This window comes from Massilia sp. Leaf139 (assembly GCF_001424165.1).
Taxonomy (GTDB): domain Bacteria; phylum Pseudomonadota; class Gammaproteobacteria; order Burkholderiales; family Burkholderiaceae_D; genus Telluria.
In genome coordinates this window covers 14,913-27,045 of the sequence record NZ_LMOJ01000003.1, presented here as the reverse complement: position 1 = coordinate 27,045, position 12,133 = coordinate 14,913, and the positions used below count along the sequence as shown (strand labels likewise).

General features: G+C 56.4%; 8 protein-coding genes. 4 read left to right on the top strand and 4 right to left on the bottom strand.

The window, feature by feature from the left end:
* The first annotated feature begins 141 nt into the window (after window positions 1-141).
* The gene (locus tag ASF77_RS07090) at window positions 142-999 is read left to right on the top strand and encodes a DUF4365 domain-containing protein (RefSeq protein WP_156648772.1); all 858 of its coding nucleotides are present in this window, start codon (window positions 142-144) and stop codon (window positions 997-999) included.
* Between the two features lie 458 nt (window positions 1,000-1,457).
* Here ASF77_RS07090 and ASF77_RS24070 read toward each other — a convergent pair whose 3' ends face one another.
* Both ASF77_RS24070 and ASF77_RS07085 read right to left on the bottom strand, forming a co-directional pair.
* On the bottom strand, window positions 1,458-1,829 hold the full coding sequence (locus tag ASF77_RS24070) for a hypothetical protein (protein WP_156648771.1): 372 nt from the start codon (window positions 1,827-1,829) through the stop codon (window positions 1,458-1,460).
* Between the two features lie 1,217 nt (window positions 1,830-3,046).
* A complete protein-coding gene (locus ASF77_RS07085; RefSeq protein ID WP_056336839.1) occupies window positions 3,047-4,381 on the bottom strand; it encodes a GIY-YIG nuclease family protein in 1,335 nt (444 codons plus the stop codon).
* Window positions 4,382-4,786: 405 nt separating this feature from the next.
* Between ASF77_RS07085 and ASF77_RS07080 the strand changes: the two genes are divergently transcribed.
* Window positions 4,787-6,073 carry a YihY/virulence factor BrkB family protein gene (locus ASF77_RS07080; RefSeq protein WP_229445301.1) on the top strand — a complete coding sequence of 429 codons (1,287 nt, stop codon included), beginning with the start codon at window positions 4,787-4,789 and terminating at the stop codon, window positions 6,071-6,073.
* Window positions 6,074-6,495: 422 nt separating this feature from the next.
* Here the strand turns inward: ASF77_RS07080 and ASF77_RS23520 are convergent, their stop codons facing one another.
* On the bottom strand, window positions 6,496-6,897 hold the full coding sequence (locus ASF77_RS23520) for an OsmC family protein (protein ID WP_082493626.1): 402 nt from the start codon (window positions 6,895-6,897) through the stop codon (window positions 6,496-6,498).
* A 1,530-nt stretch (window positions 6,898-8,427) separates the two neighbouring features.
* Between ASF77_RS23520 and ASF77_RS07075 the strand changes: the two genes are divergently transcribed.
* Window positions 8,428-9,450, top strand: a complete 1,023-nt coding sequence (locus ASF77_RS07075) for a tyrosine-type recombinase/integrase (protein ID WP_056336836.1) — start codon at window positions 8,428-8,430, stop codon at window positions 9,448-9,450.
* Window positions 9,437-10,303 (top strand): hypothetical protein, encoded by an 867-nt coding sequence (locus ASF77_RS07070; RefSeq protein WP_056336833.1) that lies wholly within the window; start codon window positions 9,437-9,439, stop codon window positions 10,301-10,303. Before ASF77_RS07075 ends, ASF77_RS07070 begins: the two co-directional genes overlap by 14 nt.
* Window positions 10,304-10,350: 47 nt before the next feature.
* Here ASF77_RS07070 and ASF77_RS07065 read toward each other — a convergent pair whose 3' ends face one another.
* Window positions 10,351-11,718, bottom strand: a complete 1,368-nt coding sequence (locus ASF77_RS07065) for a replication initiation protein (RefSeq protein WP_056336831.1) — start codon at window positions 11,716-11,718, stop codon at window positions 10,351-10,353.
* Window positions 11,719-12,133 lie beyond the last annotated feature (415 nt).

Genomic DNA, 12,133 nt, shown 5'->3' with positions numbered 1-12,133 from the left:
TGAGAGACAAAGCAAGAACGGTAGTCGCGCCATCGGTATGTTTGCGCAGCGAGCAACAGCAACTCGTTGCACCACGAACAACATTGCGACATACTAAGGCTTCAACGCCGGTCGCTCGGCCGCTTCAACCAAGGACATGCATTGATCACTCTGCCAGAACGCACAGCGCAGCACCGTACCGATACGCTCGCCATGAAGAAGGTAAGCCTGGAGCTCGGCCAGGATCTGCTGCTACGCTCGATCGACGAGCGCGATTATGGCGTCGATGCGCTTGTCGAGCGCTACAACAGCAACGGCGCAGGCCAGTTCCTGGTGTTCCAAGTCAAGGGCACTCAGGATGCAATTAAAGTCGGCAAGAAAGGTATTCACCTGAGTGGGTTCCCACGCCGGACCGCTCTGTATGCCGAGGAATTCGTTCATCCTTTTATTGTGGCTTACACCAGCGTCAAGGACGGCCCACGCGATAGCAGTCCAATTTATTATCTATGGTTGCAACGTTATATCGAATATTCCCTAGATGTAGATGAGCCGGGCTGGCGTACCGATCCGCATGAAACGATGACGCTGTATATTCCGGAAACACATGCGGTATCGAGGGATTTGCAGCGCATCTGTAATATTGCTGAGTCATCAATGCTACAAAAGCAGGCACATCGCTTCATTGTGGCGACAGCACGCCTGGAGGCGCTCAAATCTGCCGATCCTGACCCTACTTATATGCGCGAACTAAGATGGATCATGTCAGCGATCCAACGTTCACCAATGATTACTCGGAAGTTTGACGATCCGACCGCGTCTATAAAAGACATCCTGAGCACTGTCGATAACGCACGCTCGGTTGCATCTGTTCAGCAAAAGAAGAAGCGCGCCAATTCCGAAAAATTGGAAGAGGCAAATACCGCTCTGTGCGATAAAGTCGCAATTCTGAGACGGAGAATGAACGGGATGTTGGCTGAAGTGCTGGTGATGGACACCCAACCATCAGCCAATAGCTGGTGAGAGCTTGCCGGTAGTGGGCGATTGCTGAGCGGTGTTCGGTCTCTGAATCATCGAGTAGGCCAGTTCTCCTATCGCCAGGCAGGTGGGGTGTCGATCTGGCGATCAGAGATGCGCGCCTGGCCAAGCGCCCTACAGCACCTCCTTGGGGCGCACAGAACTCGGAAATCGTCCGTTAGGTAGAGCCTGGTCATCGGCCATTGGCCGGTTTCGACCCATTGCGGACCTCCTAATCGATCGGGTGCACAGATCGAAAACTCGAAGTGCCGTCTCTCCAGCGGCTTCCTGGGTTGGCTGGTCCAACGTCCCTAAACTACAATTTGCACCAGAGCCGCTTTAAGGGCTGCCGAAACGGGAAGAACGGCTGCAAGATGAGGCCGAGGCAGATGGTGCGCACCACTGTGTGCATCGATCAGCATTGATAAGGTCACGAAAGCGTATACGAGCGAGTCGGCCGCGTGCTACAAATCTTCGCTGCCATCAAGCGGTTCCTCTTCCTCCAGTTTTTTTTCTACAAACGTACGGCAACCTTCAATGAACGAATCAGAATTGCCCCCACAATGTTCAGGATCTTCAATCTGGTTTTCCTCCGCCCATGTAGCCCCAGCTTCATGTCCAGAGCAATCACTCGTACACGGATCACCAGCGTAGTACAGGCCTGGCGAAACCGTCTCGCTGTCAGGCAGCTCTTTTTGAACATCAACCTCCTGTACTGTAGAGCTCGGCGAGTAGAGTGCCGAATGAGGAGAGTTGGTAGAGGTCAAGGTCTTTTTGTCGTTCACAAAAAAAATCACACTGGCTACGACGGCGGCACCAATTAACAGATTTTTCACCTAATTTCCTTATTGGACAAAAGACGATCGCATGCAGTTGAGCGTCACCTGCTCGGTATCGCTAACGGCCTTTAGCTACTTAACTAATTGGGCGACTTGAGAGGCAACGCACCTGTTATGTGCTGCCGGTCCGTCATACTTGGCCAGGCTGCACGCACGGCCAATCAGCTCTCTTTCTTCCCCACTGAGGAGCCCTAGGTCGGGCAGCTTGGGCCCGCGCGCCAGTTGCTTCACTTGCGACGCCGTGCACGCATTATGCGCGGCAGGCCCGTCATACTTGACCAGGCTGCATGCGCGCTCGATGAGGTCTCTCTCTTGCGCGCTGAGCCGGCTTAGGCTGGGCGCTTTCGGTCCGCGCGCCAGCCGCTCTACTTGCGACGTCGTGCAGGCGTTGTAGGCGGAAGGCCCATCATACTTGACCAAGCTGCATGCGCGGTCGATCAGATCTTTTTCCTGTCCACTAAGGTGAGCAAGATCAGGGGCTTTCGGTCCACGGGCTAGCTTCTTCAGCTGTAAATTCCGGCAGGCGTTGTACGCGGCAGGCCCGTCATACTCGGTCAGACTGCACGCACGTTCGATCAATTCGTTGTCATGATGGCTGAGGGGAGGAGAATCTAATTGTCGTCCAGTCGGCGCGGGTAAGGCTACCGACGATCTGGATGGGCTAGTAGGTGCTCTTTCGAACGCGGGCTCCGATAGCTGGCTAAGATCTTCTGCATAGGCAGGCCTCTGGTTTGCATCATGGCTGCTTGTCCGCCCGATACCCGAATAGGGCTGCTTTGTGCCCGGAGCGCCCGTGTACGGATTTATGTTACCTACGGTGCTCCAGTTGTTGTACGAATTGCCGTCGGGGGGCGACCGGTAGTGCGGCGCTACGTAGGTGCCATTGCTCTTGTAGTAGCCACGTACAGCAACCGCGCCACTACTGCCTTTTGGACCCGCTACCGAAACGGAGATGTGGCCGAGGATGAGTATCAATAGGGCTGCAAGTAGGCGAAACATCTATATTCCAGAACTGAAAGGTTTAGTTAAGAGGTCAGTATTACCTTGCGCTGGGCGCTACAGCTGAATGCTCGCGCCGCGTTTAGCTCATCTCATTGAGGTTGAGATTATTACAACACTCCAGTATCCACTTTTGGCCGATTACGGTCGATTTAAGTAGCGCGCTTAAGCCACCGAGAACGTCATCTGCAGTTTAAGAGTCTGCTACCGCTGCCTTATTCGTCGCCTGCTTCAGCAAGTTGCACTTGCTGCTCGTCTGCAGCAGCAAGCTGGTGGCTCAACCATTCAGTTGCGGCTGCTGGGTTCTCGGCGAGCTGACGTTCCAGCTCAAGCGTTTCGCGGTATTCTGCCGCGGCGGCGGTAACCGTCCAGCTAGCATTGATACCCTGCTGCTCCAGATATCCACGAATCTCGCCAAGCGGCACTCGGAAGAACTCCTTGCGGGGATTTACCTTGTTCACCTGGGAGCGTACGAATACCTTGTGGAGTTGGGATTCCAACCGTGGCGCGTCGTCAGACCAAATCATGGCGTGTACGTCGAAGCTAAACGGCACGCTAGCGTCACCAAGCTCCTTGATTCGATCGAGGGGCTCAAGGCGCCGGGTCATGCCAACCTTGTAGACATGTTCACCAAAGCTGCCGATGTTCGAGATGACGTACACGTGCCCGGCCTTGGTCTGCTGGGCCATCGACAGCGCACGCTGGTTCCTGGACTCTGCTTCACTAAGCTTCGTCTGCAGTTCCCGAAGCTGCGCTTCGAATGCCGCCCGCTGTTCGTCGTTAGCCTTCGCTACCTGGGCCTGCACCTTAGCCATCGCCTTTTGCAAGGCATCCTCTTCTTTGGCGGCGTCCTTCAGCGCGCGTTCGATCTCTCTGCGTGCCTTTTCTTCCTCGCGGATTTGCTCACGAATACGGCGCTGTTGCTCTTTGTCGCGTTCGCGCAGCGCATGAACCATGCAGGCATATTTGAGTTCATCTAAACGGGCCTGCATGAACTGCTCGGTGATCCGCGCGTTACGGAACGCCGATCCATTCTGGTTTACGAGGGCGTAGGCATCGCGAATCTGCTGCTCCAGCGTACCAACATTGTCGGACTTTGCCCTTGATAGCACCGAGTCGACGCGGCCATTAAACGCATCGATAACGAAGCGAATTGCAGTGTCGCGGCGCGACACTTCCACATAGTCACATGCTGCAGCCTGATTCCCATCGATCATTCGCTTACTGCGATCGCGCGCGATTTTGAGCTGCTGCCCGGCCTCTTCGAAGCCATATTCGTCTGCTAGGTCATCGATCAGGCTAATCGTAGGCTTCAGGTACTTGTCCCCATAGCCAGCGACCACATTCTGCATTGCCTTTGCAACCTGCTTTAGAGACTCGGCATCGTTCATGGCCTTGTATGCGTCGCCGGCGATCTGCTCGGCACGGTCTCGTGCTGCCTTGATCATATCCTCGGCATGTCGCGCCGCATTCGTCGCCATGGTCTCGCCATTTTCGGGCGCGGCCGTATCGCGTTGGGCCAACCGGTTCTGTAGGTTGCGGTTCTTCAACAGTGGTCGCAGTACGAAAGTGGAATTTCGATTGCAATGATCTTCTCTTGCTTTGCAGATGGTGAGTCACCGTACTGACGCTTACTTATGGAAGGCTTACGGTGAAGCTTTCAAGGAGGTGGCGCGCCTGATGACTTAAGAGCCGTGCTAAGTAAGGTCGGCTTCATATTAACGTGCATGAAAACAAGAGGTTTGCTACTGAACCGAAGATCTAAACGTTACATGTGAGGAAATCGAACGTGTAGTCAAGGACATCGGCGTCATGACTGCTGACGTACGAAAACTGGCATTGAGCAGGCCAACGAACAATTAAGCCGCTGAATCAGACGAAGAAACCGAAGAAGACGCCCCATCTTCCCGTCACAGCAGGACGGCCCGGCAGAAAGTAGATCACATGAGGACAATATGACCACTACCCCTCACGAAATGCAGGAGCCCGAAACGCATCTGGCTGAGGCAGAGTTGAGAACGAATCAGCAATTCCACCTGTTCAAATCGAAGGCTTCAGACGTGCTCTCCTCGCCGTATGTCCGTGGCGCTGCGGTACTGGGAATCGCCGCGGCGGGCTATGCGCTCGTCAGGCGCAAAAAAACGCCTGTATTCAAGATTGCGATGGAACGCACGGCCGACAGCGGGGATCTTCTAAAGGCGGGTAGCTTTCTTGTCTCTTTGGCAGCTTCTCTGGCCTCGCTCAGGAACAATGCCAGCGTCGACGCGTCCGCCCCGATCCAGAGTGACACAGACGATGCGCCAGCGCGTGTACACGATCGCACACCCGAAGCGAAGAACACGGAACCAGCCGCAAGCACGCCCCCGCGCGCAAGGTTCGAGCACACCTCGGCGAGCTGGCTTGGCAGGCAGTGGCAAATATTCCTGGCGGCGGCAAATGCATGGGTCGACGACTACGCGCCAAGCATGGGCGCAGCCCTTTCGTATTACACGCTGTTTTCGTTGGCGCCGCTATTAGTCCTCGTCATCGCGATTGCCGGGATGGTATTTGGACAGGACGCCGCAGAAGGAGCAATTGTCGCGCAGCTTCAAGGAATCATGGGTCAGGAAGGGGCGACGGCTGTGCAGGGCTTGCTGAAAGCTGCGCGTGAACCGTCCACCGGCATTGTCGCGAGTATCGTCGGCGGTGTTCTTTTGCTGCTGGGCGCAACTGCGATTTTCGCCGAGCTGCAAACCGATCTGGATCGCATTTGGGAGGTTCCGGCGAAAGCGAAACCGTCGGGCCTGTGGGGTTGGCTGCGCAGCCGTGTATTGTCCTTCGGACTGGTTCTTGGCCTCGCGTTCATGCTGATGGTTTCACTCGTCGTAAGCGCTGCACTCGCAGCGACGAGCGAATGGTTGGGCGGGGGCGGCGCAACGGCAAGTGTTTTGGCAAGTGCATTGAATTTCACCGTGTCGTTCGCCCTCTTTACGGTGCTGTTTGCGATGATCTACAAGATCATGCCAACCGCGAAGATATCCTGGCACGATGTCTGGATGGGGGCCGCGGTCACAGCCTTGCTCTTCAACATAGGTAAGTCATTGATCGGGTTGTATCTTGCGAAATCAGACGTGGCCTCGGGCTTTGGCGCAGCCGGCTCTTTTGTGATCCTCGTCGCATGGTTCTACTATTCTGCGCAGATTTTCCTGTTCGGCGCTGAATACACATGGGTGTACGCAAACAGCAAAGTACAGAACAGGTAGCTCAGGCCGCGGCGAGGTGTGCGTTAGTTCACGGTGCTCATCGGGATTGGTGGCGTAGCACCATGCATCAATGAAGCAAGCATTCATCCCATAGGGCAGCTGCAATAGAGTGTCGTATTAAGGTAGGCAACAGGTGGATCGACTAACCCTGCGTTCCTGTTCTTCACCTGCGCCATAGGGGTAACTTTGAAATGGATTTTTAGCAGTTATAAGCAGGAACGGAATGGACGAGCGCTTGGATATGCAGGCGTTCACAATAGGTCGCAGGCAGAGAGCATAAAATATGTTAGCTACCGGCCGTAATCACATGACACTTGATAGATCCGCCTTGGGCCGATTGCGGACGTTACAACACGTCTGCAATCGGCCGAGGCTGTGTAGAAACGGGCGAATTCCATTCCCAACCCAGCTAAACGCCCGACCTACCTCTGCACCAACTCGACTGGCACGCCAGCCCTAACTGTGTTGTGTATTTCGGCTACTGCGTCGGTTTCACGCAACAGCTGCGCTATTGCGGAACTCGGAGCAGACGAGGACACGGTTGCCCGGTAGGTGATATTGGTGGCGGCGAGACCGATGCCCGGAAACTCAGCGCTTGCCTCCACTTCGACGCCTTCGATCAGTACCGCAAGACGCTCGGCTTCGCGATACAGATCATTGCAGTAGCAGGTTGCCAACGCAAGGATAAGAAACTCGCCACCGTTGATGGCAGAGCCTTTATTCGAGCTCTTTGGCGGCACATTCAAGGCCTGGGCGGAGTTGCCGGTTCGAACGATGACTTCATGACCAGCGACTGAATTTGTGACAATTGCTGTGATCTTCACGGGCCCTCCGTGGAGTTTGGCGCGGCCTAACGTAGAGCGAAGCCGCCGGCCAACGCGGGATTAGATGAGAGCTGCGCCGCTTGCGGCCATTCCACTTGAGCCCCATGTCAGGCAGCGTCTGAACTTGCAACACACCTCTCAGCCGCTGTTCAATCCCCGGAGGATGTTCCCTGGTACATACCAGACATTCCACAGATCGCCAATTGTCTCCTTGGGCGCGAGGCGGTCATACCTGGACCGCGGGGGGAATGTCGGCAGTTATCCGAAGCTATGGAGAGCTAGTCTTCATCATCAGCGCTAGACCAGATGCACCGATGCTGCAACATGACTCGCCGCTCCGCCGGGGTTGCTAGCACGCGTGCCGCTACTTCGAATGGTACGCCGCTAGCTGCTAGAGCCCATGCGGCCTCCATGTTGTTAATGATAGGAAGAAGAATCAAAACCAGTTCAATTCGGCTCGCAGTGAGTATGTCTTTGCGTTCGACCAATGCCTGATGATAGACCCAGTCCAGGTGTCGGTAGTTGCGTCAGCGCAGGCACTGTCACCTATGCAGATGCCAGGATACATAAACTGGTGCGCGGATGGAATAACAGGACTGCGAGGCTTTGTTCACTATCGGTATTACTGTTGAGGTTATGGTTCGGCAAGCGGTGATCCGTCTCGCTTTTGTGCGCACCAGGCGGCCTGCGACCAGTAAATTCCAACCAGGCAGTGTGGCCTGGATGCGCCGCTTAAGCGCTCCAGAGGTAAAAGAGGCGGACATCGCATCGATAGCCTCGCGGTACTTACCCACTGCGCGCGCCCAGTGACGCCACATGTGGCGGCGCACAGCAAACCGTTGTAGCGTCCGCTTATGATTTCACGCGAGCGTTCAAAGGATATTTGAGCCTACCGATTCGTCGGGTATTCGTCATCTTTTCCACTCATCAGGCGCCGGATCGTGAATGGCATCTTCTTTATTTGAAAAGGTCATGCTGGTGGCGTCGGCGTGGCCTAGTACCCTACCTTCCCATCCGCTTCTCCCGGTACCAACACCGACCGCATTTTCATGCATTTGCCAGCACCCTCACCGCTGGAGCTTGTCCGTTGAAGTCCTTCACCGAAAAAGAGGCGCTTTCGGTAAGCAGGATCACGCCGGGTTGAAGGATGATGTTTGAGCTTTCCACCCCTTCCCGGCCCGGCCATTTTTAGCACTAAAGCAAACCATATTTGAAACTAACAAACACAACAACCAAACCAAACATCCCACCAGACACGCCTCGGGCCACTCAAACTCAGCCTTCGCCTGACCGCTTCCCATACGGTGCTAAAGGAGTGAAGAAAACAAAAAGAACAAAGAGAATCCAAAGAATCCCCTCGGCCTTTGTCCGGAGCCACCAGGGTTCGCGCACCGATAGGAGTCAATCTTCGACTGTCTGTTAGTTTCAATTCTGGTATTCTTGGCGGAGTCCATATCAACGCTGATGACCTTTAGACCCATTGGTGCCAGCCGCAGAACGGCTGCGGCAAACGCAGACAACGAGGTAGCTATGCCTTATCCGAAAACGTGGGACGACGATCCCCTTGCCGCCTTCATGGCGTTTGTCACGACGCCGGCTTTTGCCAGCACCAGCCGGCGGCTTGGCGAGGCGGAACCCGGGGCGATCTCCACAAAGTCGGCCGAGATCTATATCTTCATGTTCCGAAAATTCACGGCATGGCTCGCTGGCCAGAACCGGCGTTTCTCGCAAGTCGAAGAACGCGACCTGGTGCGCTTCATCAGCCAGCTGCGCCGACGTGGCGAGCAAAACAGCGGGATCACTGAACGATATCTGCGCCTGCTGGAACGCTGCTACAGCCATCTGCAGATTGCTCCGAATCCGGCGACGTCGGCGACCAAGCTCGCAACCGACAACCACTACCTTGCGCAGGACGTCGGCACCGAAGCACTGGCTCCTGAACAGGTGGACGCTTTCGTCGCTGCCCTCCCCTCCCGCGAACCGCCAGGCCCGAACCGGCCCGGGCGGCTGCCAAAAGCGTGGAAGCGCCGGCGCGACCATGCCGTCCAGGCGGCGATGCTTTTCGGAGGCTTGAAGGTGGCCGAAGCAATTGGGCTGCACCTGGACGAGGTCGAGGATTCGTTCGACCTACTGCCGATCCGGCTGAAGATCAATCCAGCAGACAAGCACGCGACGAGCTATGAACATGAAACCATCGTCCACGGCTACGGCGCGGATGCGCTACGCTACTGGCTCATCGAACGGCTGGCTGTTGATGGCAATGGCGAACGCTTGATCAAGGGCGACCTGGTCTTCCCCGGCGATGCCGGGGGCAGACCGATGTCGAAGGTGACGCTCTGGCGCCAAGTAAAGGCGACGTTCGCCCGTGCCGGCATTGACGTCAACCGAAGCGGTGGCCGCACTTTGCGAAACACCTTCGCCGCGCAACAATTGAAAGAGCACGGCCGCACGAAAAACGACATCAAGGGTTATCTCGGCCTGGCGCTGGAACGATCAGCCGACATTTACGAAACCGCCAAGCCAAGGAAGAAAAAGTGCGATGAGGCTCTCTGAAATCACAAGCATCCTGGCTGCGGCCGGGTTGCCGGCACTGTCGCGCGACCAGCTTCTCGAGCTCGCTGGCTCAGGCGGCGGTAAACGCTTCCAAGCGGCGCTCATCGCTTTCGGCGCTGGAGATCGCCAGCGACGCCCCGAGCTCGAAGTGACCGTCCGCGTGTTCGACGCGAAGACCCGGTCGACCCTGCAGCGCATTGGTGGCCAGCTGCCGGTCGACCAGCTCATCACGCTCGCATGCAAAGAGCAGCGCCGCTTCTTCGACGCAATCGACGCGATCGCGATGCGCACGCCCCGCGCCGCGGCCGCGCGGAGCTATCTTGCGGAGCTGGGCGCAGCCGCTGCGATCGCGGACAGCGCGCCGGCGGGAGATCCGCCGTATTACAGCTTCAAAATTTTTGGCGCAGCTGCGGCACTGTGCATCTCGGAGGCCACGACTCGGGCTGAGCGCAAGCATACGATCAATATCGAGGGCGCCGTGGCGCTTGCCGGCGGTGGCGTTCGCAAGACGTTCGACTGGCCCAACAAGATCGTGGTGCAGTTAACGGTGCAGGAAGCCTACCAGGTGCTTGCTCTGTTAGAGAACAAGATCCGATCCGTGCGCTTTGACGGCCATGGCCGCGAGCACGACAAGTCCCTCCAGATTGAGTTCCAGGACTCGCATTACTTTTTCCGACTTATCCAGCGCGGCAAGGCCGCTGTGGCAGTTCAAGTGCGTGCGGTGGACTCGCTCCAGATCGTCTCGCTGCTGTACAAGCAGTTTCTTGCCAATGAACCGCATCTGCGCATCGATGACGTGCGAACCATGGTTGACCGTATGGCGACGATGGCGCACCTAGTCCGCAGCCCCTGATGAGTCCATACGTCGTGCGGCGCATGGAAGCTGGCACTGGGTACCCGTCAGATCGAGACCTGGTTCTTGTCCGCGAAATAAGACAGCTTCTCGACCGTTGGTTCACCCCACAGGGCCTGGGCGTACCACAGGCTGAGGGCCGTCCGCGTCACACCCTTCTCCAACACCTTATCCAACGCAGGCACTTTTCCGCTTGCCTGCGCTTTGAACTGCTCGTAGGTCACGCTACGCTGCTGTGCGTCCATCTCGTTGAACACGTCGAGCGCGACCTTTGCGCGCGCGGTCAGGAAACGTTCTAGCAGTGTTGGCCCCTCGGCCGCGGTACCCCGTTTGAGCCTGGTCTCCGTTTTCTTCTCGGGTAGTTTGGCCTCATTTTTCAAGGCCCAACGCAGATACGCGACTTTCGAATTAACCGGCCCTCCATTGGCGGAATTCACCCGGGCCTCTACCACGGCAAGGGCTTGGCTAATTTTGTCGTCGGCGTACTCGCCGATGACGTTGCTGGCCTCTTGCTGCGACATTCCCAATGCCATCAGCTTTTCGAGCAAGCTCAGATCGATGGTGAACGGCGCACGCGTTTCCTGCTGCGGATCAGGCTTGAACTCGACCCGGAACTGCAGTTGCTGCACTCGGCGCCCAAGCTTATGCTCGATCAGCTCGACCTCGATGTCAGTGACCCGGTTGACCTCGGCGATCGCGTTCTTCAGCACATCCCGTTTGAAGTACTTGTACTCTGGCAGATCCTCCGGCTTGTCAGGCATGGGATTCCCCGTCAGGAGTCCATACCAATGCTCAACGGAATAGGTCGACGTCAACTTCGATGGATTGGTGGCATAGCGCCGGCACAATTCGTACAGAGCCAGAGCCGTGCCGGATTTTAAGAGTCCTTGATATTGAATACTCAGCCGTGTATAGGTTTCCGGCTGCATGACGCTTTCATGGACTTCCGGCGGGAACGCAAAGCCAACCCACACCTGGCCAGTGCGACTGTTCAGGCCCTTCGGATTCACGAACGTGACCGAAGCAATCAAGCGCTCACTGGTCCACTGACGATCCGTCTCGAGCAGAAGTTTGATGTCCTGCATCTCCGCGATCTGCTCGCGTAAAAACTGCATGTCCCGGCTATCGTAGCTCGCGTTGCGAGCCAGAACCGACAGCGGCACCCAAAAGTATTTTTGAGCGGCAGGGGTGTCGATCGGTGCGTCCTGTCCCAGCTTGCGTATCCGCTGAGCATGGTACATGAGGACATTGAACACCTTGCGATTCAGAAGCGTCAAGCGTCCCGATACGACACGCAGCCCGATCGCCTCGTTCGACTTACGGATCTCGAGTTCCGAACGTGGCGCGGCCTGCTTGACGGACGTATCGACCACGTCCACCGCACTGGTCGTCATCTCCTTGGCGCCTTCCGCCATCCACGCTCTCCGTTCAAACCACACTCGATCAACATTATTTCCCATATACATTATGGCATGATGGGCTATACGTGAGTCAAGTATATTCACCTTTGGAACGGTGAGCACAACATTTCACCAATCGTGCTCTCCCTGTATAAACTCACCTTTGGCGCGGCCGCTTGCGTCTGTCCCTGTGGGAGTTCACCCGAGATCGTTTACCGTCGGCAGGGGTATGTCTTCCGGTTTGTAAAAGCCAGACACATGGTCGTTACGTCATACAGCGGCCATCGATGTCCCTGTAAAGCCTCACCCAAGCGGCCAGAAGGCTTAATGATCCCTGTGCGGTATCACCTATGAGCCAACTGTAGTCGCGGTTGGTCTACGATTACGCGAGCACGGCCACTCGGAATCCCAAAGACCATTGCCGTACCAG

What these genes read in the sequence shown, in the direction of transcription:
- ASF77_RS07075 (WP_056336836.1), top strand. Translation starts at nt 8,428, where the DNA reads ATGCCTTATCCGAAAACGTGGGACGACGATCCCCTTGCCGCCTTCATG.
- ASF77_RS07070 (WP_056336833.1), top strand. Translation starts at nt 9,437, where the DNA reads ATGAGGCTCTCTGAAATCACAAGCATCCTGGCTGCGGCCGGGTTGCCG.
- ASF77_RS07080 (WP_229445301.1), top strand. Translation starts at nt 4,787, where the DNA reads ATGACCACTACCCCTCACGAAATGCAGGAGCCCGAAACGCATCTGGCT.
- ASF77_RS07065 (WP_056336831.1), bottom strand. Translation starts at nt 11,718, where the DNA reads ATGGCGGAAGGCGCCAAGGAGATGACGACCAGTGCGGTGGACGTGGTC.